Annotated in this window: 24 protein-coding genes and 1 pseudogene; 5 read left to right on the top strand and 20 right to left on the bottom strand. The window is 67.6% G+C overall.

Annotated features, from left to right (window positions below):
• Window positions 1-80 precede the first annotated feature (80 nt).
• The 8 genes from DFQ14_RS16430 to DFQ14_RS16395 form a co-directional block, all read right to left on the bottom strand.
• The gene (locus DFQ14_RS16430; protein ID WP_114454173.1) at window positions 81-2,831 is read right to left on the bottom strand and encodes a DEAD/DEAH box helicase; all 2,751 of its coding nucleotides are present in this window, start codon (window positions 2,829-2,831) and stop codon (window positions 81-83) included.
• Between the two features lie 173 nt (window positions 2,832-3,004).
• Window positions 3,005-3,904: a diacylglycerol/lipid kinase family protein gene (locus DFQ14_RS16425; protein WP_114454172.1), complete on the bottom strand. Its 900-nt coding sequence runs from the start codon at window positions 3,902-3,904 to the stop codon at window positions 3,005-3,007.
• A gap of 77 nt (window positions 3,905-3,981) precedes the next feature.
• The gene (gene tatC, locus DFQ14_RS16420; RefSeq protein ID WP_114454171.1) at window positions 3,982-4,863 is read right to left on the bottom strand and encodes a twin-arginine translocase subunit TatC; all 882 of its coding nucleotides are present in this window, start codon (window positions 4,861-4,863) and stop codon (window positions 3,982-3,984) included.
• A gap of 102 nt (window positions 4,864-4,965) precedes the next feature.
• On the bottom strand, window positions 4,966-5,244 hold the full coding sequence (gene tatA, locus DFQ14_RS16415) for a Sec-independent protein translocase subunit TatA (protein ID WP_114454231.1): 279 nt from the start codon (window positions 5,242-5,244) through the stop codon (window positions 4,966-4,968).
• 63 nt (window positions 5,245-5,307) lie between these two features.
• The gene (locus tag DFQ14_RS16410; RefSeq protein ID WP_114454170.1) at window positions 5,308-5,517 is read right to left on the bottom strand and encodes a bacteriophage holin; all 210 of its coding nucleotides are present in this window, start codon (window positions 5,515-5,517) and stop codon (window positions 5,308-5,310) included.
• An 18-nt stretch (window positions 5,518-5,535) separates the two neighbouring features.
• Window positions 5,536-6,507: a helix-turn-helix transcriptional regulator gene (locus DFQ14_RS16405; protein ID WP_114454169.1), complete on the bottom strand. Its 972-nt coding sequence runs from the start codon at window positions 6,505-6,507 to the stop codon at window positions 5,536-5,538.
• Window positions 6,504-7,499 (bottom strand): helix-turn-helix transcriptional regulator, encoded by a 996-nt coding sequence (locus DFQ14_RS16400; protein ID WP_114454168.1) that lies wholly within the window; start codon window positions 7,497-7,499, stop codon window positions 6,504-6,506. Before DFQ14_RS16400 ends, DFQ14_RS16405 begins: the two co-directional genes overlap by 4 nt.
• A 142-nt stretch (window positions 7,500-7,641) precedes the next feature.
• Window positions 7,642-9,117 (bottom strand): amidase, encoded by a 1,476-nt coding sequence (locus DFQ14_RS16395; protein ID WP_114454167.1) that lies wholly within the window; start codon window positions 9,115-9,117, stop codon window positions 7,642-7,644.
• 314 nt (window positions 9,118-9,431) lie between these two features.
• Between DFQ14_RS16395 and DFQ14_RS16390 the strand changes: the two genes are divergently transcribed.
• Genes DFQ14_RS16390 through DFQ14_RS16380 form a run of 3 tightly spaced genes read left to right on the top strand, consistent with a single transcriptional unit; the run spans window position 9,432 to window position 11,370 of the window.
• Window positions 9,432-9,791, top strand: a complete 360-nt coding sequence (locus tag DFQ14_RS16390; RefSeq protein WP_114454166.1) for a GntR family transcriptional regulator — start codon at window positions 9,432-9,434, stop codon at window positions 9,789-9,791.
• Entirely contained in the window at window positions 9,788-10,681 is an 894-nt protein-coding gene (locus DFQ14_RS16385) for an ABC transporter ATP-binding protein (RefSeq protein WP_114454165.1), read from the top strand. Before DFQ14_RS16390 ends, DFQ14_RS16385 begins: the two co-directional genes overlap by 4 nt.
• Entirely contained in the window at window positions 10,678-11,370 is a 693-nt protein-coding gene (locus DFQ14_RS16380) for a hypothetical protein (RefSeq protein WP_114454164.1), read from the top strand. Before DFQ14_RS16385 ends, DFQ14_RS16380 begins: the two co-directional genes overlap by 4 nt.
• A gap of 169 nt (window positions 11,371-11,539) precedes the next feature.
• Here the strand turns inward: DFQ14_RS16380 and DFQ14_RS22670 are convergent.
• The 8 genes and pseudogenes from DFQ14_RS22670 to dop all read right to left on the bottom strand — a co-directional run.
• Window positions 11,540-11,671, bottom strand: a pseudogene (locus DFQ14_RS22670) (hypothetical protein); the annotation flags it as partial.
• Window positions 11,670-12,005, bottom strand: a complete 336-nt coding sequence (locus DFQ14_RS22075; RefSeq protein WP_179951594.1) for a hypothetical protein — start codon at window positions 12,003-12,005, stop codon at window positions 11,670-11,672. The pseudogene DFQ14_RS22670 and the gene DFQ14_RS22075, both read right to left, overlap by 2 nt.
• A 2-nt stretch (window positions 12,006-12,007) precedes the next feature.
• On the bottom strand, window positions 12,008-12,277 hold the full coding sequence (locus DFQ14_RS16370; RefSeq protein WP_114454162.1) for a BrnT family toxin: 270 nt from the start codon (window positions 12,275-12,277) through the stop codon (window positions 12,008-12,010).
• Window positions 12,278-12,352: 75 nt separating this feature from the next.
• The gene (gene pafA, locus DFQ14_RS16365) at window positions 12,353-13,711 is read right to left on the bottom strand and encodes a Pup--protein ligase (RefSeq protein WP_114454161.1); all 1,359 of its coding nucleotides are present in this window, start codon (window positions 13,709-13,711) and stop codon (window positions 12,353-12,355) included.
• A gap of 224 nt (window positions 13,712-13,935) precedes the next feature.
• Complete coding sequence (gene prcA, locus DFQ14_RS16360; protein ID WP_114454160.1) at window positions 13,936-14,715, bottom strand: proteasome subunit alpha; 780 nt, start codon at window positions 14,713-14,715, stop codon at window positions 13,936-13,938.
• A gap of 89 nt (window positions 14,716-14,804) precedes the next feature.
• The gene (gene prcB / locus DFQ14_RS16355) at window positions 14,805-15,653 is read right to left on the bottom strand and encodes a proteasome subunit beta (RefSeq protein WP_114454230.1); all 849 of its coding nucleotides are present in this window, start codon (window positions 15,651-15,653) and stop codon (window positions 14,805-14,807) included.
• A 152-nt stretch (window positions 15,654-15,805) separates the two neighbouring features.
• A complete protein-coding gene (locus DFQ14_RS16350; RefSeq protein WP_114454229.1) occupies window positions 15,806-16,003 on the bottom strand; it encodes a ubiquitin-like protein Pup in 198 nt (65 codons plus the stop codon).
• 181 nt (window positions 16,004-16,184) lie between these two features.
• Window positions 16,185-17,684 (bottom strand): depupylase/deamidase Dop, encoded by a 1,500-nt coding sequence (gene dop, locus DFQ14_RS16345; protein WP_114454159.1) that lies wholly within the window; start codon window positions 17,682-17,684, stop codon window positions 16,185-16,187.
• An 89-nt stretch (window positions 17,685-17,773) separates the two neighbouring features.
• On the opposite strand from dop, the gene DFQ14_RS16340 reads away from it, so the two are divergent.
• Entirely contained in the window at window positions 17,774-18,289 is a 516-nt protein-coding gene (locus DFQ14_RS16340; RefSeq protein ID WP_246195609.1) for an NUDIX hydrolase, read from the top strand.
• A 156-nt stretch (window positions 18,290-18,445) separates the two neighbouring features.
• Here DFQ14_RS16340 and DFQ14_RS16335 read toward each other — a convergent pair whose 3' ends face one another.
• Together DFQ14_RS16335 and arc are read right to left on the bottom strand one after the other, a co-directional pair.
• Window positions 18,446-19,399: an aldo/keto reductase gene (locus DFQ14_RS16335; protein ID WP_114454158.1), complete on the bottom strand. Its 954-nt coding sequence runs from the start codon at window positions 19,397-19,399 to the stop codon at window positions 18,446-18,448.
• Between the two features lie 94 nt (window positions 19,400-19,493).
• Window positions 19,494-21,287, bottom strand: coding sequence for a proteasome ATPase (arc, locus tag DFQ14_RS16330; protein ID WP_114454227.1), 1,794 nt, complete (start codon window positions 21,285-21,287; stop codon window positions 19,494-19,496).
• Window positions 21,288-22,240: 953 nt separating this feature from the next.
• Here arc and DFQ14_RS16325 point away from each other — a divergent pair.
• Window positions 22,241-23,611 (top strand): FAD-binding oxidoreductase, encoded by a 1,371-nt coding sequence (locus tag DFQ14_RS16325; protein WP_114454157.1) that lies wholly within the window; start codon window positions 22,241-22,243, stop codon window positions 23,609-23,611.
• A gap of 80 nt (window positions 23,612-23,691) precedes the next feature.
• On the opposite strand, the gene DFQ14_RS16320 is transcribed toward DFQ14_RS16325, so the two are convergent.
• Both DFQ14_RS16320 and DFQ14_RS16315 read right to left on the bottom strand, forming a co-directional pair.
• Window positions 23,692-24,522: a tRNA (adenine-N1)-methyltransferase gene (locus DFQ14_RS16320; protein ID WP_276513328.1), complete on the bottom strand. Its 831-nt coding sequence runs from the start codon at window positions 24,520-24,522 to the stop codon at window positions 23,692-23,694.
• Between the two features lie 90 nt (window positions 24,523-24,612).
• Window positions 24,613-25,755: a site-2 protease family protein gene (locus DFQ14_RS16315; protein WP_114454156.1), complete on the bottom strand. Its 1,143-nt coding sequence runs from the start codon at window positions 25,753-25,755 to the stop codon at window positions 24,613-24,615.
• Between the last annotated feature and the right edge of the window lie 29 nt (window positions 25,756-25,784).

The raw sequence follows: 25,784 nt of genomic DNA, 5'->3' as shown, positions 1-25,784 counted from the left end.
GGACGAAGGCCGGGCTCAGGCGCCCGATCCAACCACAGCGTCCCGCGCAGGCAGCAGGCCGGGCGCGCTGCCCCGACCGATCAGGCAGTGCCCGCCGCGACAACCCCGCGGCGAATCGCGGTGACGGCCTTGGTGGCCGCGCTGCCCACGGGATCGTTCCGGCCGACCACGTCCCGGATCTGATCCAGCAGATCCACCACTTGGCGGCACCAGCGGACGAAGTCCCCGGCGGAGAGCTCGTGACCGGTCGACTCGGCGGCGGTGAGCACCTTCTCCAGGGAGTCGCCGCGCGCCCACCGGAACACCGGCCACGCGAACCCCGGATCCGGTTCCCGGGTCCGCTCCAGCTTGTGTCTGCGCTCGTCGTCCTCCAGCTCACCCCACAGCCGCCACGTCGCCGTCAAGGCATCGCTGACCGGACCCGACGGCACGTGCGGGGCCAACGGCCCCTCCCGGCGCGACTCGTACACCAGCGACGAGACCACGGCCGCGAGTTCGGGGGGCTTCAACTCCTCCCAGGTCCCGGTGCGCAGGCACTCCGCGGCCAGCAGGTCCGACTCGCTGTACAACCGTGACAGTCGCCTCCCGTGCTGGGTGACCGGATCCTCGGTGTCGTCCGGGGACAGGTACTGCCGCTCGGCCAGCAGGGCGATGATCCGGTCGAACGAGCGCGCCAGGGAATGCGTCGTCGCCGCGACCCTGCGCCGCAGTTTCTCGGTCTCGCCGTGCAGCCGCTCGTAGCGCTCGGCCCAGCGGGCGTGGCTCTCGCGCTCGTGGCACCCGTGGCACGGGTGCGCGCGCAGGGCTCGTCGCAGACTCGCCAGTTCCTCGTCGTCGCCGGGATCCGCCGAGCGCCGCTTCCCCCGGCCGCTTGGGGGCTTCACACCGGTGTTGCGTACCGAGGAAGCGAGATCACGGCGGGACTTCGGAGACCGCACATCGACATGCTTGGGCAGCTTGATCCTGTCCAGCGCCTCGACCGGCGAGGTGAAGTCGGCGACCGAGACCCGCCCGGACCACCGATCCTCGGTCACCACCAGCGGGCGCGGTTCACTCATCGGCTCCACGCCCGGATCGATGACCACCGCGAGTCCGGCTCGCCGACCCGACGGGATCGCGATCACATCGCCCTTGCGCAGCTTTTCCAGGGATTTGGCCGCCTCGGCGCGGCGAGCGGCCTTGTTCTGCTTGGCCAGCTGCTTCTCCCGGTCCGAGATCCGGCGCCGCAACCGGAAGTACTCCTCGAAGTCACCGAGGTGGCAGTGCATCGACTCGGCGTAGCCCTCCAGGGCCTCGGTGTTGCGCTCCACCCGGCGGGACAGCCCCACCACCGAGCGGTCCGCCTGGAACTGGGCGAACGACTGCTCCAGCAACTCCCGCGCCTGCTGCGTTCCCACCCGGTTCACCAGGTTGACCGCCATGTTGTAGCCGGGCCTGAACGAGGAGCGCAGCGGGTAGGTCCGGGTGGAGGCCAGGCCCGCGACCTGCTTGGGGTCCATACCGGGCCGCCACACGACCACTGCATGGCCCTCGACATCGATACCGCGCCTGCCCGCCCGGCCGGTCAGTTGCGTGTACTCACCCGGGCTGAGGTCGACATGGGCTTCACCGTTGAACTTGACCAGCCGCTCCAGCACGACGGTGCGGGCGGGCATGTTGATGCCCAGGGCGAGCGTCTCGGTGGCGAAGACGGCTTTGACCAGACCACGGACGAACAGTACTTCCACGGCCTCCTTGAAGGCGGGCAGCAGCCCCGCGTGGTGTGCCGCCACCCCGCGTTCCAGCGCCTCCCGCCACTCCCAGTAGCCCAGCACCTCCAGGTCGTTCTCCGGCAGGGTACTGGTGTACTCCTCGACCACCTCACGGATCTCGTGGAGTTCCTCTTCCGTGGTCAGTCGCAGGCCCGAGCGCACGCACTGGGCGACAGCCGCATCACAGCCCGCGCGGCTGAAGATGAACACGATGGCGGGCAGCAGCCCCGAGGAATTCAGACCGTGGAGCATCTCCACCCGCGACGGCGCGAAGAACTTCGGCGGGCGCGGCTTGCCGCGCTTGTCCCGGGGGCCGCCCCGGCCTCGCCCAACAGGATTGTGCACACGGGAGAGTTCCTGTGTGTGGCGCAGCAGCTTGGGATTGATCTGCAGCTCGCGGTCGCCGGTCTCGCCGCCGAAGAGGTCGAACATCCGCGTCCCGACGAGCATGTGCTGCCACAGCGGCACCGGCCGGTGCTCGTCCACCACCACCGTGGTGTCCCCGCGCACCTCCACCAGCCACTCGCCGAACTCCTCGGCGTTGCTCACCGTCGCCGACAGGCTCGCCAGCTGCACGTAGTCCGGCAGGTGCAGGATCACTTCCTCCCAGACCGCGCCCCGGAACCGGTCGGCCAGGTAGTGCACCTCGTCCATGACGACATAGCCGAGAAGGTCGAGGCTGCTCGACCCCGCGTAGAGCATGTTGCGCAGCACCTCGGTGGTCATGACCACCACCTGGGCCTCGCCGTTGATCGACGTGTCCCCGGTGAGCAGGCCCACCGCATCGCTGCCGTAGCGTTCACACAGGTCGGCGTACTTCTGGTTGGACAGCGCCTTGATGGGCGTGGTGTAGAAGCACTTGCGTCCCTCGGCCAGCGCCAGATGCACCGCGAACTCACCGACCACCGTCTTGCCCGCCCCGGTCGGTGCGCACAGCAGCACGCCGTGCCCGGACTCCAGGGCCTGGCATGCGGTGCGCTGGAACGCGTCGAGAGCGAAGGACAGTTCACCCGCGAAATCGGCCAGCTGCGGGTGCGCACTGCGCTGCCGGTGTGCCGCGTAGGATTCGGCGGGGCTCATCCCGGCAGCGGTCGTCTCGGAAAGATTCGCACGGCGTTCAGCCACCCCCCCAGGTTTTCATACCGGCGCCAGGACTGTCTTAGGCGCGGCCGGAGACAGTGCGCAACCGGGACTTCGGGCGAGGCGTGGGTCACATGGGGCCATGCCCCTCGGCGCTCTCCCGCAGGCGGCACTCAGACGCCGCGCGGCAGCCGGGGTGTGACCACCCGCAGCGCCTCGGGCTCACACCGCACGGTCAGCGGGAGCCGAGCCTGGGGTTCCCCGTCGGCATGGGCGAGCCAGCCGTTGTCACCTCCCAGCCGCACCGAGTGTGCCCGCAGCGTTTGCACGGCCGGGTGGTCGACATGGTGCCCGGTGCGCAACGTGGGCAGCACCCGCAGCAACTCCCCCCGGCTGACCTCACCGACCACCGTCAGATCGAACGCCCCGTCCCGGGGATCGGCGTCGGGGCAGATCGGGATCCCGCCGCCGTAGCTGGTCGTGTTGCCCACCGCCACCAGTGCGGCCTCCATGTCGATCATCTCGCCGTCGGTCTCGATCCGCAGCGGCATCACGTGCAGGCTCAGCAACTCCCGCAGCACGGCAAGGTCGTAGCGGCGCTTGCCGCGCGGCCACCGCATCCGGTTCACCCGCGCATTGACGCTCGCATCGAAACCCGCGCACAGCACCGTGGCAAACCAGCCGCCACCGGCGATCCGGCCGAGATCGATCCGATCCTGAGTCCCCTGCTGCATCGCCTGCGCCACAGCACGTGCCGCGACCACCGGATCCAGCGGCATTCCCAGAGCTCGGGCCAGGTCATTGCCCGTTCCCGTGGGGATCACCGCCAGCGCCGTGCTCGTGCCCGCGCACGCCTGCACCGCGGCATGGGCGGCACCGTCACCGCCGAGCACGGCCAGCACGTCGGCGCCACCGGCGACCGCCTCCACCGCCGCGTTCGCGGTCGCCGCGGGATCGGCAGTGGTCACGACACCGACATCGGAGACCGCCTGCAGGTGACCGACCACCGCACCGGCCACCTTCGCCGCCGAGCCGCCTCCCGCCACCGGGTTGACCAACAGCACACTGCGCACGAGAGTGCATCCTCACCCAATCGCACCCCTCCTGGCCAGAGGGGTGCGGGCAGGAACACGGCGGCACGCCGAACGGCTCAGGTGGCGTCGTGGTGATCCGCCGCCTCCGGAGTCGCCGAAGGCGTCACATCCAGCGAGGAGGGACGGTGATCGATGTCGGATGCCTCATCGGGGTCGAGACCTGCCAGCCCCTGCTGTTCGAGTTTCTTCGCCTTCGAGCGATCGTGCGACCGGCACAGCAGCAGCGCGATCCCGAACAGCATGCTCAACGCCGTGGCCAGCACGAGCATCGAGATCGGGTCCTGGCCGGGCGTGGCCAGGGCGGCGAAGACGAACAGGGCGAACACGATCCCGCGCCACCAGCCCTTGAGCTGGGCATAGCCGACCACACCGGCCCGGTTGAGCATGACCAGGATCAGCGGCAACTCGAAGCTGATGCCGAACAGGATCAACATCAACAGCACGAAGTTGATGTACTCGCCCCCGGTCAGGGCGGTGAAGAACGCCTCACCGCCGAAGCCGACCATGAAGGCCAGACCTTCCGGCACGACGAAGTACGCCAGCGCCGCACCCACCGTGAACAGCACACTCGCCAAAGCGACGAACGTCCCGGCGAACTTGCGTTCCTTGGCGTAGAGACCGGGCGTGATGAAGGCCCAGAGCTGATACAGCCACACCGGGCTCAGCAGGACCGCCCCCAGGGAGAGACCGACCTTGAGCCGGATCATGAAGACCTCGAACGGCCTGGTCTGCATCAGCTGACACTGGCCGTCCTGCGGGCTGAACCGCACCTCCGCGGGCAGCGAGCAGTACGGCCCTTTCACGAACTCGCTCAACGTGGGCAGGCCGAACAGCGAGTTGGAAAACCACCAGAAACCGAGGATGCCGCCCAGAACAATGGCCAGCACCGCCACTCCGAGCCGATAGCGCAGCTCGTAAAGATGATCGATCAGCGCCATCGTGCCGTCGGGATTGTGTCGACGGCCCCACCGGCGACGATCACGACGGAACGGGTTCAGGCGGCGAAGTGGACTACCTTCCACCGTGAATCCCGCCCCCGATCAGTTCTTGGCGTTGTCGCGCTGCGTGTCCTCGTGCGAAGAGGAAATCCGGGAACTGCCCTGCTCACCGGAGGTGAGCTGGTGCGGTTCGCTCCGAGAAGCCTCGCCCGAGGTCTCCTTGTCCTGTTTGGCGGCTTCCTCGTCCTCTCGCATGCCACGCGCCTCGGCCTTGAACACCCGCGCGGACTGGCCGAGCGAACGCGCCATCTGCGGTAGCTTTGTGGCACCGAACAGCAGGATGATGATGCCTGCGATGATCAGCAGCTCGGTGGGCCCCATGTTGAACGGCACGGTGGTTCCTCCCCTTTGCTTCGGCACTGGTGATAGTACGCGGAAGCGGTACTAGTGAATAGGGCGGTGACGGCGTTCGTCGAGCGCCACACGAAGGCCCGCCATCCGCGCCTTCAGCAACCCGCTGCGCTCGCCGACATCCTCCAGCGCCTGCGCCCGGACGGTCCGGAAGCGGCGCAGCGCCCGGTAAGGGACCGACAAGGCCCCGATCAGCAGGACCAGCCCCAACACCGGCAGCCCGATACTCAGCACGTATGACACCGCACCACGGTAACCCGCTCAGGTTGACAGCAGGTTATCCGCGCGTGTCATCGCCTCCAGCGCGCGCCGACGCACCTCGTCGGCCAACTCCGGCGGCCGGCACACCCGCGCCTGCCCGCCCAGCCCGAGCACGAGCCGCACCATCCAGGAGCGGTCGGAGTACCGCATCCTCACCCGCACCCTGCCCTGCGGCAGTTCGGTGAACTCGTCGACCGGGTAGTACTCGGCGACCCAGTGCGCGTCCGGTTCCAGCTCGAGCTCGGCGCTGGGCTGGTCGGGCATCGGCCGGAACAGGCCCGCGGAGAAATCGGTGGGCTCGACATCCGGCGGTGGCGCCGCGGGTTCGTCCACCACCTCGATCGCATCGATGCGGTCCAGCCGGAACAACCGGACCCCCTCGGCGCGGCGGCACCACGCCTCCAGGTAGCTGTGGCCCTCGAGCAGCACGAGCCGCATCGGATCCACCGTCCGGTCGGTGACCTCGTCCCGCGAGGCCGTGTAGTAGCGCATCCGCACCGCCTTGCGGTGCGTGGTCGCTTCCCGAACCGCGTCGTGCACACCGGGACGCACCGCGTGCTCCCGCCCGGCCAGACCGACGACCACTCCGGTCGAGCGGGTTTGCCCGACGGCGTCCTCCACCTTGGCCAGGGCTCGGCGCACCGCAGCGGTATCGGTGATTCCGGGCGAGTCCGCCAGCGCACGCAGCGCCACCAGCAGCGACGTCGCCTCGGATGTGGTCAGCCGCAGCGGGCGCCGCATTCCGGCGTCATAGGTGACCGTGACGGTGTCGCTGCCGAAGGAGAGATCGATGAGGTCGCCCGGGCCGTAGCCGGGAAGCCCGCACATCCACAGCAGCTCCAGGTCTCGCCGCAACTGCCGCTCGGCGACCCCGAAATCCTCCGCCGCCTGCGCAACGGCGATTCCCGGCCGGCTCACCAGGTAGGGAATCAGAGCCAGCAGCCGCGGCAGGCGTTCGGCCGCACCGGTCATACCTCGCCCCCACTGTCGGCACCCGCCGACCGGACAACTCCGAGATGTGTCTCGTACACCGCCTTGCGCAAGGTATCGGGCTCCAGGACGACGACATCGGGTCCGTAGCCGGCGATCCACCCGGCCGCCGAATCCGGATAGTGCAGATCGAGCTCCAGCACCTCGCCGTCCACACCGCCCTGCACGCGATCCCCCAGCACCGTCGCCGTCCGCCGCAACCCGTGTGCCCGGCCGCGCGCGGCCCAGACACGAGCGACGGTACTCGGAGGGGCCCCGTGCTGCTGCCCGGACACGACCTGCAGCAGATCGACGTTGTCCGGCCGGTGCACCTGCCCCACCGCGCCGATCGCCTCGGGTTTCCCGCTGATGCGGGACAGGCGGAAGCAGCGCCTCGCGCCACGATCACGATCGTGACCCACCACGTACCAGCGGCCTCGCCACGCGACCACGCCCCACGGTTCCACCGTGCGCCGGTGCGCCTCGGTGCTGCCGGGACGCCGGTAGTCGAAAACCACCGCCCGACCCGCCTGCACGGCCGCCAGCAGCGGCGCGAACGCCGCTTCGCTCGTGCGCACCTTCGGCTCGATCGCCGCCGGGGCGTGCTCGTCCACATTCACCCCTGCCGCACGGAGCTTGCGCAATGCTCCCCGCGCGGCAGCGGTGAATTCGGGGGATTCCCACAGCCTGGCTGCCAGCGCGACCGCGGCCGCCTCGTCGGACTCCAGGGCGATGTCGCCGAGTTCGTAATCCCGCCGGGCGATGCGGTAGCCGTCAGCGGGATCGAAGACCGAGTTGCGCCCGGTCTCCAGCGGAATCCCCAGATCGCGCAGCTCGGCCTTGTCCCGCTCGAAGGTCCGGTAGAACGCCTCGTCGCTGGGCGCATCAGCGTAACCGGGGATGATCTCCCGGAGCCGCTCCGCCGGAAGATACTGGCGGGTCGACAGCAGGCACAGCACGAGGTTCACCAAGCGTTCGGCGCGCACAGTGGCCACTGCGAAACCTTAGCGCCATCTCCCGCGACCCCGCTCGGGGGCCGGGCGACCGAGACCTTGCCGGCCGTGCCATCGGGCACGGTGCTCCCCGCACGCAAAACCGGTCGGGTGGCAGCGCCACAGCAGACCACACCCGCACACCTCACAGCGGCGGCTCGTGATCGGCCCAGGCCCGCGCCTGCTCGAGTTGCGCGGCGAGCCGGAACAGCATGCCCTCCCCGCCGAGCGGCGCCACGAACTGCACGCCCAGCGGCAGCCCCTCCGGGTCCCAGTACAGCGGCACCGACATCGCCGGACGGCCGGTGATGTTCGCCAACTGCGTGTACGGAACATGACGCAGGTTGTCCCGCGCGACACGGTCCACCACACCGGTCGCGCGAAGGACGGGAGCCAGTCGCAGCCTCAGTGCGAGCTTGCCCGCTTCCTGCAACAGTCCCGGAGTCTCCAGCTCTCCGATCCGCACCGGTGGACCTGCCAGACTCGGGGTCAGCAGCAGGTCGTACTGCCGGTGGAATTCGGCCAGCCGCCTGGTGTGGCCGTGCCAACGATCCAGCACCGCGGAGTACTCCGGGCCGCTGAAGGTACGCCCGACCGCCGCGAGCAGCCGCGTGTCGAGCTCGAAGGAGCTCTCGGAAGCCCCCGTACGCCGGATGGCTTCGTTCATCGCCGAAGCCAGCTTCACCGACCACGCCTCGAGGAAGTCGACCGCCAAAGCGGCGAGATCCACGGGTGAGGACACCTCTTCGACCTCGTGCCCCAGTGACTCCAGGAGTTCGGCCGCATCGGTGAGCGCGGCGACCGCGTGCGGATGCGGATCACCGAGCGCCGACTCGGCGCTGAAACCGATGCGCAGCGTGCCCGGTTCGCGGCTCAGCTCCTGCGTGAACTCGCGTTCCGGAACACCCGCCTGGTACGGCCCTTCCGGGTCGGGTCCGATCAGCACATCCAGGGCTGCCGCGCTGTCGCGCACGCTGCGGGAGATGACCCCATCGAGGGAAGCTCCGTGGAAGTTCTCGGCTCGCTCGGGTCCGGCCGGGACGAGCCCTCGACCGGGTTTGAGTCCGAACAGGCCGCAGCAGGCCGCCGGGATCCGGATCGAGCCACCACCGTCGCTGGCTCCGGCCACCGGAACGATCCCCGAGGCCACCGCCGCTGCCGCGCCACCGGAGGATCCACCGGGAGTGTGGGCGAGGTTCCACGGGTTGCGGGCCGCTCCGGACACGAGCGGCTCGGTGATCGGTTTGGCACCGAACTCCGGGGTGTTCGTCCGGCCGAAAACGACCAGACCCGCCTCCGTCCAGCGGCGGACCACCTCGGCTGTTTCCGGAGCGGGGACTCCTTGCAGCGCCTGTGAGCCTGCGGTGGAAAACGCCCCCGCGTACTCCTGGTGCAGGTCCTTGAGCAGGAACGGCACCCCTGCCAGCGGCCCGGACAGCTCCTCGGCTGCCTGCTTGCGGGCCTCGTCGTAGCAGGTGCGCGTCAGGGCGTTGATCCGGTCGTTGACCACCTCCGCCCGCGCGATGGCCGCCTCCAGCACCTCACCCGCCGATACCTCTCCGCTGCGGATCCGCTCCGCCAGAGCCACACCGTCGTGCTTGCGATATTCCGAATACTCCACGCCGTCCCCTTCCCGATCGCCGGTCCGTGCCCGATCCTGCCGGATCCGGCGCGAGTCGCCAGTTCACCCTTCGAGAATGGCCATTGCCGATATTGTTTCGCTGATTACTGAAGTAATTACGAATACAAAGCACTGTTGACAGCCCGAAGGTCCGACGATGCCACAGGACGCCGGCTGCCGACTTTTTGGCCAATCTTCTTGACACGCGGGTCATTTGGTTACATGGTTACCTACATGACTAATGAACCAATGAACTCGGGTGCCGAAGACCGGTTGCCGGTTTCCGACGAGTCGCAGGGATACGGGACGCCGTGATGGACGAGGGGCGGCCGATCTTTCGCCAGATCACGGACCAGATCGAAAGCTCGATCATCGACGGCTCGCTGGCCGAGGAAACCCGGGCGCCGTCGACCAACGAGCTGGCCGCGTTCCACCGCATCAATCCCGCGACCGCGGCCAAGGGCATCAACCAGCTGGCGGCCGACGGAATCCTCTACAAGAGACGAGGTATCGGAATGTTCGTCTCCGCGGGCGCACAAGCCAAGATCCGCGCACGACGCCGGGAACGCTTCGCCCACGAGTACGTGTATCCGCTGGTCATCGAGGCTCGCAAACTCGGCCTGAGCGCCGAGGAAATCAAGGACATGATCGAACACTGGGAGGACCAGCCGTGAACTCCGTCGTCGCTCTCTCGAATGTGACGAAGCGCTACGGCGACGTCACCGCACTGGACGGCGTCAGCTTCGCCGTCCGGGAAAACACGATCACCGGCCTGCTCGGCCGCAACGGCGCGGGCAAGAGCACCCTGATGCGGCTGCTGACCGGTCAGGACCTCGCCGGTTCCGGCCGGACCGAGATCTTCGGGGCCCGCCCCTACGAGAACGAGGCGGTGCTGTCGCAGGTCAGCTTCATCAAGGAGAACCAGCGCTATCCCGACAACTTCAAGGTGCGACACGTCCTGCGCGCCGCACGGACGCTGTACCCGAACTGGGATCAGGACTTCGCCGACTCCCTGATGGAGGACTTCCGGCTGCCCCTGAACCGGCGCATGAACAGGCTCTCGCGAGGCATGTTCTCGGCGGTCGGCATCGTCCTCGGCCTCGCCTCCCGCGCCCCGCTGACCCTGTTCGACGAGCCGTATCTCGGGCTGGACGCGGTGGCCCGGCAGCTGTTCTACGACCGGCTGCTGGCCGACTACGCCGAGAACCCGCGCACGGTGGTGCTGTCCACCCACCTCATCGACGAGGTCAGCGATCTCATCGAGCACGTGCTGCTCATCGACGGCGGTCGAATGCTGCTGGACCAGGACGCCGAGACGCTGCGGGAGCAGGCGGTCACGGTGACCGGCCCGACGGCGGCGGTCGACGAGTTCACCGCCGGGCGCGACGAGCTGCACCGCGAGCAGATGGGCGGCTTCGCCCGGGTGACCGTGCGCAGCACGGGCGACTCCACCGAGCGCACGCGCGCCCACAGCCACGGCGTGGAACTCGAGCCGGTGTCGCTGCAGCAGCTCGTCGTGCACACCACCACCCGCAACACCTCCTCGAAGGAGTCCTCCCGATGAACCGCGTCCTCTCCACCGCACGGGTCCAGCTCGCCGCGTGGCCCAGCACCCTGGGAATGCCGTGGCTCGTCCTCGGCGGCGCTTTCCTCGTCAACCTGATGGTGTTCGCGCTCCTCGACACTTCGGGGGAGGACGCGTTCACGGGTGGGCTGACGACGTTCTACGCCGTCATGCTCGTCGCCTACATCATCACGATGACGCACTACTTCCCGATGATCCTCGGGTTGAGCGTGACGCGGAGAACCTTCTACCTCGCCACCTGCCTGATGGCCCTGGCCCAGTCCCTGTGCTACGGCGCCGCGCTGACCATGCTCGAACTCGTCGAGAGCGCCACCGGCGGCTGGGGAGTCTCGCTGCCGTTCTTCGGCGTCGAATTCCTCCAGCAGAGCAATGTCCTGCTGCAGCTGCTCGCCTACGCGGTACCGATACTGCTGGTCTCCTTCCTCGGGATGTTCTTCGGCGTGATCTTCAAGCGCTGGGGCGTGACCGGCATGTACATATTGGCCATCACTGCCCTGGTCGTCCTCGGCGGCCTGGCCGTGCTGGTGTCGTGGCGGCGCTGGTGGGGAGAGGTCGGCGCATGGTTCGTCGACCAGTCGTCACTGAGCCTGCTGGCCGGCTGGCCCGCTCTGCTGACGCTCGTGCTGGCCGCGGCCAGCCTGCTCATGCTCCGCCGCGCGACCCCCTGAGCCGCGGGAACCGATCACCCACATCAGCCCGCACGAACAAGCCGAGGGGGCAGCATGGAAAAGGCCCCTCTCGAACAGCACAGACCCGTCGCCGCAGGCGGTGTGCGCGGTGGCCGGAACGGTTGCGGCACCTGAACGTCTCGTGACGTCCGGACGGGCATCCTCCTTGCTACAACGAACCGATCAGGCGTTCGACACGCTCGTCGACGGCGCGGAACGGGTCCTTGCACAGCACCGTGCGCTGAGCCTGATCGTTGAGCTTGAGAGGGACCCAGTCGACCGTGAAATCGCGATCCCACTCATGCAGCTCTGTTCCGGTACAGAGCAGCTTCCAGCCGTTCGACTCGCTTTTCCAGGGACTCATCGTGGTCCCGCTTCGAAGAAGTGAGGTCTTCCAATGCTTGACGGATGTAGGCGGTCCGACGCATGCCGTGCTCAGCAGCCTGACGATCAAGAGCATCACGGGTGCGCTCGGTGACCCGGATCGAGACCGTTACCATGGTGGGCGGTTCGACCCACTCGCCCTCTTCGGCGTGGGGCTCGTCCGCGCCGGAGTGCGTGTCGTAGTACTCGGCAAGCGCTTCGAGCTGCTCCTCGGGCATGGGCAGCTGCTCATCCTGATCCTTGTTGTTCATGATTACCGGGCCTTTCGGTGGAACAGTCGACGCTCCTTGGCTTGCATCGTGCGTGCGGTGACCACGAAAGCCAGACCGTTTCCCTGATCGGCAAGCACGACGAACAGGTAACGGCCCGCGAACGTACGGCCGTAGACATTGACCGTATTGTTGCGGCCACTGTGCTGGTAGACCGGCCGTTCCAGGACAGCCTCACGAACCTCGTCCAGAGAGACTCCGTGCCGGGCCAGGTGCTCAATCGACCAGGCACTTTCCTTGATCTCTCCGAACACATCACCATACTAACACATATGTGTTAGAATAATCATCGCATCATCCACCGAAAGCAGCACCTGCTCGATCGTTGTCTACAACGAACCGATCAGGCGTTCGACACGCTCGTCGACGGCGCGGAACGGGTCCTTGCACAGCACCGTGCGCTGAGCCTGGTCGTTGAGCTTGAGATGGACCCAGTCGACCGTGAAGTCCCGGCCCGCCTCCTGTGCGGCGGCGATGAAGTCGCCGCGCAGCTTCGCCCGGGTGCTCTGCGGCGGGGTGTCCTTGGCCGCCTCGATCTCGCCGTCCTCGGTGGCGCGGTCCACCAGATCCTTGCGCTGCAGCATGTCGAAAAGCCCACGGCCGCGCCGCAGATCGTGATAGCTGAGATCCAGCTGCGCGATGCGGGGGCTGGACAGCTCCAACCCGTGCTTGTTGCGGTAGCGCTCCAGCAGGCGGTACTTGATCGCCCAGTCCACTTCCCGGTCGATCAGCGAATAGTCCTGTGTCTCCACCGCATCCAGCGCCCGCCCCCACAGATCCATGATCCGATCGGTCATCGGATCGGAACCACGCTTGGCCACGTGCGCGACCGCCCGCTCGTAGTACTCGCGCTGAATCTCCAGCGCCGAGGCCTCCCGTCCCCCCGCCAAGCGCACGGGGCGGCGGCCGGTCATGTCGTGGCTGATCTCGCGGATCGCCCGGATCGGGTTGTCGAGGCTGAAGTCCCGGAACTGCACACCCTGCTCGACCATCTCCAGCACCAGGTTCGCGGTGCCGACCTTGAGCAGGGTGGTGACCTCGGACATGTTCGAGTCCCCGACGATCACGTGCAACCTGCGATACCGCTCGGCATCGGCATGGGGCTCGTCACGGGTGTTGATGATCGGACGGGACCGGGTCGTGGCGCTGGAGACCCCTTCCCAGATGTGCTCGGCGCGCTGGGACAGGCAGTACACCGCTCCACGCGGGGTCTGCAGCACCTTGCCGGCACCACAGATGAGCTGACGAGTCACCAGGAACGGCAGCAGCACGTCGGCGATGCGGGAGAACTCCCCCGAACGCCCGACCAGGTAGTTCTCGTGGCAGCCGTAGGAGTTCCCCGCCGAGTCGGTGTTGTTTTTGAACAGAAAGATGTCGCCGCCGATCCCCTCGTCGGCCAACCGGCGTTCGGCATCGATGAGCAGATCCTCCAGGATCCGCTCACCTGCCTTGTCATGGGTGACGAGTTGGGTGAGATCATCGCACTCTGCGGTGGCGTATTCGGGGTGTGAGCCCACGTCGAGATAGAGCCGGGCCCCGTTGCGCAGGAACACGTTCGACGAACGCCCCCAGGACACGACCCGCCGGAACAGGTATCGGGCCACCTCGTCCGGAGAGAGCCTGCGCTGCCCGTGGAAGGTGCAGGTGACCCCGAACTCGGTTTCGATGCCGAAGATCCTCCGTTGCATGTCTCCACACTAGGCGTCTTGGCCGACCTCGGCGGTCCGCCGTTCGAGGGCCGACGGCCCCCGGCAAGCCCCGAGATGCTCGCCGACAGTGGTCAAATCCGGAGCCCACACCGAGAAACGGACCTGTTTTTGCAGCTCATAGCGCTTTTGCTGCGGTTGAAGCGCAGCCGGCGGGACCGTTTTCCCGCCGGATCACCGCGGAAAAAAATCAGTTCGCGACCGCGTCACCGGTCACCCTGTGCAACATCGCCGCCTGCACCGGACTCGTCCCCGCCCGGAGCCGACGCCGATTGCTCGCCCGAGCCCGACTCTCCGGAACCGGGCAGCAACTCCCGCAGCGCCGCGCCGGAGATCCGGCGGAAGGTGCGATGGGGCCTGGACCGTTCCAGAACCGCCACCTCGAGCTGGCCGACACCCAGCTCGCGGGAGCTCTCCCCGTCCGAGGACAGCGCGCGGATGGCAGTGGCGATGGCGTCCCGCAGTTCGAGCCCCTCGGTGAAGGACTGCTTCAGCGCCGTGGTGATCGTCTCGGCCTGGCCACCCATCACCACGTACTGCGGCTCGTCCACGATCGAGCCGTCATAGGTCAGGCGGTAGAGCTGGTCGAACTCGGCCGTCGATCCCACTTCACCGACGCAGATCTCCACCTCGAACGGCTTGACCTGCTCGGTGAAGATCGCACCGAGTGTCTGCGCGTAGGCATTGGCCAGCGCCCGGCCGGTGACATCCCGGCGGTCGTAGGAATAACCCTTCACGTCGGCCATGCGGATGCCCGCCATCCGCAGGTTCTCGAACTCGCTGTAGCGACCCACCGCGGCGAAGCCGATCCGGTCGTAGATCTCGGAGATTTTGTGCAGGGTGGTCGAGGGGTTCTCGGCCACGAACAGCACGCCCCCGGCGTACTTGAGCACCACCACGCTGCGTCCCCGGGCGATGCCCTTCCGGGCGAGCTCGGAGCGCTCTCGCATCAACTGCTCGGGCGAGGTGTAGAACGGCATCGTCACGGCTGTGGACTCCTGGCTCGAATCGTTCGGCGCTGGCCTGACGGGTGGATGGGTCGGGTTCGAAACGAAAGATGTTGAGGCCGGGTGAATCAGCCGCCCGGGATTTCCCGGCGCCGGTTGACGACGTCCTCGGCCACCGAGGCCGCCTGTTCCTCCGACAACCGAACCGCGCCTTCGGGCCCGGTGATCGTGACCACCGACGGATAGATCCGGCGGGACAGATCGGGGCCACCGGTGGCCGTGTCGTCGTCGGCGGCGTCGTAGAGCGCCTCCACGGCGTTGCGGATCGCGGAATCGAGGTCGGCGTCGGGGTCGTGCCGCTTCTTCAGCGCCGACTTCGCGAACACCGATCCGGAGCCGACCGCGTGGTACCCGCCGGTCTCGTTGTACCGCCCGCCGGTGATGTCGTAGGTGACGATCCGGCCCGCCCGCTCGGGGTCGTCGGCCTCGGTGTCGTATCCGGCGAACAACGGCAGCACCGCCAGTCCCGCGATCGCCCCCTGCAGGTTCCCGCGCAGCATCGTGGCGAGCTTGTTCGCCTTGCCGTCGAGCGACAGCCGCACACCTTCGAGCTTTTCGTAGTGTTCGAGCTCGATGGAGTACAGGCGCACCATCTCCAGCGCGATTCCCGCGGTACCGGCGATGCCCACCGCGGAATAGTCATCGGTGACATAGACCTTTTCCATGTCCCGCTGCGCGATCAGGTTGCCCATCGTGGCTCGTCGATCGCCGGCCAGCAGCACCCCGCCGCGGAACGTCAGGGCGACGATGGTCGTGCCGTGCGGGGCTTCGACCCGACCCTCGGAGTGCTCGGAATACCCGGGCATCAGCTCGGGTGCCGCACTGCGGAGGAAATCCGTGAACGACGAGGATCCCGGCGTGAGGTACGCGGGAGGCAGGGCCTGTCCCGGAAAGTTCCGAGGCGAGCTGGGTTCCATCAGCGACATCGTCTCCTGCTCGAAGTAACTGGTGCAGCAACGTCACGGGCACTCGTGCCGGGTGACGAGGTTGTGCTGCCGGACACGTGGCAACCGGGCACACGTGCGCCGGTCGGCCCACAGGCACGGACCGACCGGCGCGCGCATATCGATCACTGACCGCCCTTCTGGACATAGGCACGGACGAAGTCCTCGGCGTTCTCCTCCAGAACGTCGTCGATCTCGTCCAGGATGGTGTCCACGTCCTCACCGAGTTTCTCGCGACGCTCCTGACCAGCGGCTTCCGCACCCGTGGCTTCGTCGTCGCCGCCATCGCCGTTGTCGTGCCGCTGAGCCTTATCCTGGGACATCTCGCCCTCCCGGTGGTTGTCCTCGCGGATACCTTCCACGTCCCACCGCAACCGGTGCACCGGAACGCAGGGCATCCTGCCGTGAACACTACCTAGCGAACCCTACATCCGCCCACATCCAAGTGGGCGTCTGTCGTGATCTTTTCAGACATTGGAACGTCCGGCATGCCGCACTCCTCACTCATCCGTTGGTGAGCGAGTCGACCAGCTCCTCGGCGCTGGTCGCCGCCTCCAGCAGCTCGCCCACGTGGGCCCGGGTTCCCCGCAGCGGTTCCAGCGTCGGGATCCGCACCAGCGAATCCCGGCCGAGGTCGAAGATGACCGAGTCCCAGGAAGCGGCGGCCACGGCGGACGGGTAGCGCTCCAGGCACCGGCCCCGGAAGTAGGCACGGGTGTCCTCCGGCGGCTCCGTCACCGCCGCACGCACCTCCTCCTCGCTGACCAGTCGCCGCATCGAGCCCCGCGTGACCAGACGGTTGTACAGCCCCTTGCCCATCCGGACATCGGAGTACTGCAGGTCGATCATGTGCAGCCGCGGTGAGGCCCACCCCAGGTTGTCCCTGCTGCGATAGCTCTCCAGCAACTGCAGCTTGGCCGGCCAGTCCAGCCGATCCGCGCAGTCCATCGGATCACCGCCGAGCAGATCGAGCACCTCACCCCAGGTGTCGAGCACATCGCGGGTGGTCTCATCACCACCGTGCTGCTCGACGTGGCGTGCGGCTCGCTCGTGGTAAGCACGCTGCAGGTCGAGTCCGGTGAATCGGCGACCGTCGGCGAGTTCCACCGTCTGGCGCAGGGTCGGATCGTGGCTGAGCTCGTGCACCGCCTGCACCGGATCGGCGAGTTTCAGGTCGTCGAAACGCCGGCCGGCCTCGATCATGTCCAGCACCAGGCCGGCGGTTCCCGCCTTCAGGTACGTGGAGGTCTCGGCCAGATTGGCGTCACCGAGGATGACGTGCAGCCTGCGATACTTGTCGGCATCGGCGTGCGGTTCGTCCCGGGTGTTGATGATGCCGCGCTTGAGGGTGGTTTCCAGGCCGACCTCGACCTCGATGTAGTCGGAACGCTGGGACAGCTGGAAGCCCGCTTTCTCGCCCGCCTGACCGATGCCCACCCGGCCGGATCCGCAGACGACCTGGCGAGAGGCGAAGAACGGCGTCAGCCCGGAAATGACCGCCGTGAACGGGGTGTCCCGCGAGCAGAGGTAGTTCTCGTGGCTGCCGTAGCTGGCCCCCTTGCCGTCGACATTGTTCTTGTAGAGCTGCATCGGAGCCGTTCCGGGCACACTGGCCGCCCGCATGGCGGCCTCCTCCATGATCCGCTCACCGGCCTTGTCCCAGATCACGACATCCCGCGGGTTCGTCACCTCGGGCGCCGAGTACTCGGGATGGGCGTGGTCGACGTAGAGCCGTGCTCCGTTGGTCAGTATGACGTTGGCCGCCCCCAGGTCGTCACCCTCCGAACCGTTGGTCTGGTTGGACGTGGCTCCCAGGTCGAAACCACGGGCGTCGCGCAGAGGTGATTCGACCTCGTAGTCCCACCGGGCGCGCCGCGCCCGGGGGATGTCCGCAGCCGCCGCGTAGGCGAGCACGATGTGGGTGGAGGTCAGCACCGGGTTCGCCGCCGAATCCCCCGGTACGACGATTCCGTACTCCACCTCGGTTCCCATGATCCGCCGCATACCGCTCAGCCTACGGGTTCCGGCCGCGGTCGTGCGTGGCGTGGGCACACGGCACGGGGAAGACGGGCAGCGGGTGGGACACTCTCGTGGTGGGCGGAGACGAGGAGCAGGTGGCGGTCTACGATGCGTCCGGACGGGTGACCGGCTCGGCCACACGCGCCAGGATGCGCCACGAGGGGCTCTGGCACGCGGCCACATCGGTGCTCGTGCGTTCGCCCGACGGGCAGTCGGTGTACGTACACCGGCGCACCAGCACCAAGGACGTCTATCCCGGCCTGTACGACTGCTGGGCCGGAGGCGTCGTCGCGGCGGGCGAGGCACCCGAGCGGACCGCGCGGCGAGAGCTCGCCGAGGAGCTCGGTATCGACGCCGCTCCCCGTTTCCTGTTCCGCACGGTTCACCAGCGGGCAAGCGTGCGGTTCCACGCATTCCTGCACGAGGTCTCCTGGGACGGACCGATCGTCCACCAGCCCGAGGAGGTCGCCGAGGGATGGTGGGCGTCTCTCCCCGAGCTGCATGCCCTGCTCGACGATCCGGACCGGCCGTTCGTGCCCGACGGGCGCCAGTTCCTCGAGGAGTGGCTGGCCTCGCGGTGGGCCGTGTGAGGACTCAGGGCAGGCCCCGGGCCTGTTCCGCCCCGGGCAGCCGCCAGACGGACATCCGCGCCTGTCCCACCCGAGGTGACCGGCTCCCGGGACGATTCCGTCCGGCCGCCCGTCCCGGGTGGAACCGAATTTCGCTCGGGGCGGAGTTCGCGCCGGTCAGTGCCAGGGCAGGGCCGCGCGTTCGCCCCAGTAGGTCGCCGGGTCACTGGCCAGTGTTGCGAGCTCGTCGAAGTCCTCGTGGTCGAGCCGCAGGGAGCACGCCGCCAGGTTGCTCTCCAACTGCTCGACACCGGCAGGGCCGATGAGCACCGTGTCCGCCCAGGGCTGGGCCAGCACATGCGCCAGCGCCACCGTGTCCTCGGTGACACCGTGACGCTGCGCGATACGGGTGAGCCTCTCCGGCGGGTGCACGGCGAGACGCCCGTTGGCCAGGGTCTCCTTCACCAGCACGTGCCAGTCGATGTCGTGAACGTGCTGCAGCGCCGGGCCCACCGACGGCTCCAGCGTGTTCCACGTGGACTGCACGGCGCTGAACAGTGGCTCACCGCCGACCTGCAGTGTCCGGGCACGTTCGATCGTCTCGGCCTGCCCGGCCCCGCTGGTGGACATCCCGATGCGCACCCCGGAATCGCGCAGCCGGGCCAGCTCCTGCTGCAGCTCGACGTCGTCGAAAAGCGGGCTGTCCTCGGTCAGCGAGTGCACCTGGTACAGCTTCACGTGATCGCCGAGCAGTTCCCGGGTCGCCGGCCACTGCTCCCGCAGGCGTTCCACGGAATGCTCCTTGACCTCGTGGACCTCGGTCTCCACCCGCCATTCGGCGACGTAGACGTAGCCCCACTTGCTGGACACGGTCACATCCCCGTGACCACGCTGCTGCAGCCACCCGGCGAGGAACTGCTCGGCACTACCGTAGGAACGTGCGGTATCGACCCAGCGCACGCCGTGTGCATAGGCCGCGTCCAGGACAGCGCCCGTACGCGCCCGCATCGTTTCCACACTGCGCTCGTCGGGCAGTGCGCCAGCACGTCCCACATTGATGTAGGCGGGCCGCCCCAGCGCAGCCAGTCCCACTCCGATCCGCTCCGACGGTTCCCGCGCTGCCTCACTCATCGAGGGCAACGTAACCGCTGTCCGCTGCCGCCGACACCCGAAACACGCCGGGGGAGGCCACCGACGGCGACCTCCCCCGGCGTGGCGATCGAGGTTACAGGTACTGGCCGGTGTTGGTGGCCGTGTCGATCGCCCGCCCGGATTCCTGGTTCTTACCGCTGACCAGGGTCCGGATGTAGACGATCCGCTCCCCCTTCTTACCGGAGATCCGTGCCCAATCGTCCGGGTTGGTGGTGTTGGGCAGATCCTCGTTCTCGGAGAACTCGTCGATGATCGCGTCCTGCAGGTTCTGCACCCGCAGTCCCGGTTGACCGGTGTCGAGGGTCGACTTGATCGCGGCCTTCTTCGCCCGGTCCACAATGTTCTGGATCATCGCACCGGAGTTGAAGTCCTTGAAGTACAGGATCTCCTTGTCCCCGTTTGCGTAGGTGACCTCCAGGAACCGGTTCTCGTCGGTCTCGGCGTACATCCGTTCGACCGTGGTCTGGATCATCGCGTCCACACACGTGGCCGGGTCGCCACCGAACTCGCGCAGATCCTCCTCGTGAATCGGCAGTTCCTTCGTCAGGTACTTCGAGAAGATGTCCTTGGCCGACTCGGCGTCCGGACGCTCGATCTTGATCTTGACGTCGAGCCTGCCGGGCCGCAGGATCGCCGGATCGATCATGTCCTCCCGGTTGGAAGCACCGATGACGATGACGTTTTCCAGCCCCTCGACACCGTCGATCTCACTGAGCAACTGGGGCACGATCGTGTTCTCCACGTCCGAGGACACACCACTGCCACGAGTACGGAAGATCGAGTCCATCTCGTCGAAGAACACGATCACCGGTGTGCCTTCGGAGGCCTTCTCCCTGGCCCGCTGGAAGATCAGCCTGATGTGGCGCTCCGTCTCGCCCACGAACTTGTTGAGCAGCTCGGGGCCCTTGATGTTCAGGAAGTACGACTTCGCCTGACCATCCGCATCGCCTCGCGCCGCGGCAACCTTCTTGGCCAGCGAGTTGGCCACAGCCTTGGCGATGAGTGTCTTGCCGCACCCCGGAGGGCCGTAGAGCAACACGCCCTTGGGCGGCCGCAGCTGGTACTGCACGTACAGATCGGAGTGCAGGAACGGCAGCTCCACCGCATCCCGAATCTCTTCGATCTGGTTCCCCAAACCACCGATGTCGTGGTAACCGACATCGGGAACCTCCTCCAGCGTGAGGTCCTCGACATCGGCCTTGGGAACGGTGTCGTAGGCGTATCCCGCCTTGCTGTCGACCAGTACGGAGTCACCCGACTTGAGCCCGGCGTCGACCATCGGGGCGGTCAGCCAGACGACGCGTTCCTCGTCGGTGTGTCCGGTGATCAATGCGCGGGCAGGCTGCCCCGATTCACTCACCGGCAGTATCTCCCGGAAGGTGCAGACCTCGCCCACTCGCTCGAAGGAACCTTCCTCCACCACGGTCAACGCCTCGTTGAGGCGCACGGTCTGACCGAGCTGCAGGTTCTCGGTTTCCACGTTCGGTGATACGGCGACCCGCATCTTCCGCCCGGAGGTGAATACGTCGACCGTGCCGTCCTCGTAGCGGTCCAGGAACACCCCGTACCCGCTCGGGGGCTGGGCGAGCCGGTCGACTTCTTCACGCAGGGCCGTCAGTTGACTCCGCGCTTCCTTCAAGGTCTCGGTGAGTTTGGCGTTCCGTTCAGTGAGCTGACTCACTCTCTCGGATGCCTCGGCCAGCCGCTTTTCCAGCAACCTGACCTGCTGAGGGGATTCGCTGAGCCTGCTACGAAGCGATGCCACCTCGTCCTCGAGCTCCCGAATCTGGCTGTTGAGCTCGGCACTGCTGCCACCGCTCTGCTGCCCGCCCTCTTCAGGCCGGCTACCGGGACGGTCGTGCTGCATGTCGGCACCCTCCTCCCGTGCTCGTACCACCACGGTACCGGCGATCACCCACGACTGCGGCGTCGTTGAGTGCACCGGACGATCCAGACTGCCACAGAAGAGCGCAAATACCTACAAAGTGCGCCGATTCGGTACCTGCGGCGACCACCACACGGACACGTTGCGTTTCACCGCTGCTCCGTTCGATATGCACATACGGTAGGGAGCGCAGGATGATCCCCGTTCCACAAACCCATGACCCACCCCACTGCGCTACTGCGCGTAGACACATCGGCATTCGGGTGTTCTTTTTTCCGCAGAACCAAACTCGCTCCTTCCCATTATCTGGAACTCCACATCGTGTTGCCGCCATTGTGATACCGCACACAGAGGGCAGCGACCCACCGGGACGACCACGGTCTCGGACACGCCATGCTGTCCCTCTGTACCGATACAACTCTCCGGCGCACCCCGCCATCCCGCTGTGAGCTCGGCCTCCGGCGGCGGACCTCCCAGCGGACCACCGAATGAGCCGCGAACGGCGCTTCGAGCGACTCCCGTTCGTCGTCCACACCGATTCCGATGCCACGGCGATGCGCAATCGGCACCTTCCACGAGCGGAAGCATGCCGATCACGATGCAGCTCACCTACCACGACGAGTTGCAGGCGGCAACGGGAGGAAACCGAAAAATCGATGAATCGGCCGAGGCGAGTCGGCGGGGTAGTAGGAGAACGCGCGTATCCCGGTGAACAAAGCCGAGGAGTCGACAAGGAAAACCGAATAGACCCGACTCCCGAAAGCATCCCGGGCGGAGATCGGGATACCGCGGCCGATGGAACATTGGTTCCTGACGGACCGCCCACACCTCGCCATCCTGCTCTGTGTGGCCGCTGCGACGACAGGTGTTCCTCGGTCGCCTGTCTCTCTTTCGACCGGCGGTCTCATCCGGCACGGGCGAAGGGGACTTCCATCATGACCACGATCACCATCGAAGACGTACGCGAGCGGGCACGTGGGACGGTTCTCGGTCCTCACGACCCGGACTACGAGGAGGCGCGCAAGGTCCACAATGCCATGATCGACCGCCATCCCCGCGCGGTCGTGCGGTGCAGCAACGCCGGTGACGTCATGGCCGCGGTCGACTTCGCGCGCGAGAACCGGCTCGATCTCGCCGTACGCGGGGGCGGGCACAGCGTGCCCGGATTCGGGACCTGTGACGAGGGGGTCGTGATCGACCTCTCCGGCATGCGGGGCGTTCGTGTCGACCCCGGCAACCGGACAGCGCGCGTCGAGGGCGGGGCCACATGGGGTGATGTCAACGCCGCGACCCATGCCTTCGGGCTGGCCACGACCGGCGGCATCATCTCCACGACCGGTGTCGGCGGACTGACCCTCGGCGGCGGCATCGGTTACCTGGCACGCGGACTCGGCCTGTCCTGCGACAACCTGCTCTCCGCCGATGTCGTGACCGCGGACGGGAAGCTGCTGGTGGCCGGCGAGCGGGAGAACGCGGACCTTTTCTGGGCACTGCGCGGCGGCGGGGGAAACTTCGGCGTGGTGACCTCGTTCGAATTTCAGCTGGCCCCGGTCGGCGACATCTACGGCGGCCCGATCTTCTACGACCTGGACCAAGCGGACACCGTCCTGCGCTTCTACCGTGACTTCATCGCCAACGCCCCCGAGGAGCTCGGTGCTTTTCCCGCGTTCCAGATCGCACCGCCCTTGCCGTTCATCCCGCCGAACCGGCACGGCGACACGCTGATCGCGATCGTGGCGTGCTGGGCCGGACCGCTCGAGGAAGGGCCGCGTGCCGTCCAGCCGCTGCGCGATGTGGCGCCGGTGGTGGCCGAACACGTGGGGCCGATGCCGTACCCGCAGCTCAACAGCGCTTTCGACGCGCTGGTCCCGCCGGGGCTGCAGCACTACTGGAAGGCCAACTTCGTCACCGAGCTCGACGATGAGGCGATCGAGGCCCACCTGCGGTACGGGCCGAAGGTGCCCGCAGTCAACTCCACCATGCACATCTATCCGATCAACGGCGCCTGCCACCGCGTCTCCCCCAAAGCCACGGCCTTCGCCTACCGGGATGCGAACTTCGCGACCGTGATCGCCGGGATGTGGCCCGACCCCGCCGACAACGAGGCGAACATCTCCTGGGTGCGGGACTACTACGCGGCGACCGCGCCGCACTCGCAGGAAGGCGGCTACATCAACTTCATGGCCGGCGACGACCAGGACCGGATCAAGTCCAACTACCGGGAGAACTACGAGCGTCTGGTCGAGGTCAAGCGAACCTACGATCCGGACAACCTGTTCCACCTGAACCAGAACATCCAGCCATAGCGAGTGCCGTGCCGACATGGACCGGTGCACCGGGCACGAAGCCGGTGCACCGGACGCTGCAGGACCGGCTGCGGGCTCCCTCAGCCCTTGCCGGAGCGGCGCTGGGGCTTCGGAGGCGTGACGCCCTCGGCGAGGCGCCGTGCGACCACCAGGAAGGCCGTGTGCGCCACCATACGGTGCTCGGGTCGCACGGCCATGCCGACGGCGTGCCAGGGACGCAGCAGTGTTTCCCAGGATTCCGGCTCGGTCCAGGACTGCTGCTCGCGCAGCGCCTCGGTCACACGGGACAGCTGCGTCGTCGTGGCCACGTAGACGACCAGGACTCCACCCGGCACCAGATTCTCGTGCACGGTCTCCAGCGCGTCCCAGGGCGTGAGCATGTCGAGCACGATCCGATCGACCGGCCCGCCCGCGTACTCGTTGAGATCGCACACCTGCAGGGTCCAGTTGTCGGGTTTCGCACCGAAGAAGCGCTCGACGTTGCGCTCGGCGTGCTCGGCGTGGTCCGCCCGTACCTCGCAGGAGACGACGCTGCCTTCGTCGCCGACCGCACGCAGCAGCGAGCAGGTCAACGCTCCGGAGCCCGCTCCGGCTTCGAGCACCCGCGCACCGGGACGGATATCGCCCCACATCAGGATCTGAGCGGCATCCTTCGGGTAGATGACCTGCGCACCGCGCGGCATCGACAGCACATAGTCGGACAGCAGCGGACGCAGCGCCAGGAAGGACGTCCCGCCCGCCGAGGCGACCACCGACCCCTCCGGATTCCCGATGATCCGATCGTGCGAGAGCACACCGCGATGCGTGTGGTACTCACCACCGGTGCGGAGGACGATCGTGTAGCGCCGCCCTTTCGGATCGGTCAACTGGACCCGGTCGCCCGGCCGGAACTCACCGCTGACGGTGCTCACGTGTTTGAAACCTCCGGAAGAAGACTTTCGCCCACCAACGCGGGCACGGCGCATCATCGTCCCAGAACGGCTCGCCACGCCGACGACGGCTCACTCGTCGTGCAATCCGGCTCCCGTGACACTGCGCAGTTCCGTCCGCCGCAGCACGCCACGGGGACGCCCTTCGGAATCCACCACGAGGAACTGGGCGGCGGCCACGTTGTGCACCCGCTCGAGGATCGCATCGACGGATTCGTCGTCCAGCAGGACGGTCTCCTGGGTGACCGGTTCGGCGGCCCGCTCGGCCGGTTCCTGCGGCGCCCGGGCCACCAACCGCTCGGCGGCGGCCTGGTCCAGCAGCCCGACAGCGACCCCGTCGGCGCGCACCAGCACCACTCCCCGGCCCGCTGCGACCGTCAGCGCATCCCGGACCGGGCTCTCGGCGGGCAACTGCAGGACGGGGCGCACCAGCTCGTGCAGTTGCACACCGTCCGGCCAGTGCCTGCGTTGCTCGGCTGCATGCTCGGCTCCGGCCCCGGCGACCACGAACCAGGCCATCAGCAGGCACACGCCGAGCCGTAGCCACTGGCCTCGTACATCGCCGAGCAGGCCGGCGACGGCCCAGACGACCAGCGCGATCGCGACCACGGCGGCACCGACCACACCGGCGGTCGTGCCCGCACGCCGCCGACCGGTGACCGCCCAGGTCACCGCGCGCAGCATCCGGCCACCGTCGAGCGGCAGGCCGGGCAGGAGATTGAGCAGCCCCACCGCGACGTTGGCCACGCACGTCTGGGCCACCAGCAGCCAGATCGCACCCGTGGGGTGCAGCGCCAGCCATCCGAGTCCGGCCACCGCCGCGAGCACCAGCGAAACGACCGGTCCTGCTGCGGCGATGAGCGCCTCCTGACGAGGCTTCGGAGGAAGCCGTGCTATTTCCGAGATGCCCCCGAGCAGGAACAGGCGCACGCGACGTACGGGCAGCCCGATCCGCAGCGCCACCACGCAGTGTCCGAGCTCGTGCACCAGCACCGACAGCGCCAGCAGCACGGTGAACACGGCGGCGATCACCGCGCTGCTCCAGATCCCCGTGTGGGGCAGGATTCGGCCGACGAGTGGGGTGTAGAGCAGGACGATCAATGCGGCCCCCACCCACCACGAGGGGGACAGCAGGACGGGAACCCCCGCCACACGGCCGAGCAACAGCCCTCCCCCGTGCAGACCGTTGCGATCTTGCCCTGAAGTGGTGGCCATGCACGCAGCGTAAAACGCCTGCCGTGGAA

Source organism: Halopolyspora algeriensis, from assembly GCF_003337235.1.
Lineage (GTDB): Bacteria > Actinomycetota > Actinomycetes > Mycobacteriales > Pseudonocardiaceae > Haloactinomyces > Haloactinomyces algeriensis.
Note: the sequence above shows the minus strand (reverse complement) of the source record. Positions and strands in the feature narration are given on the sequence as shown.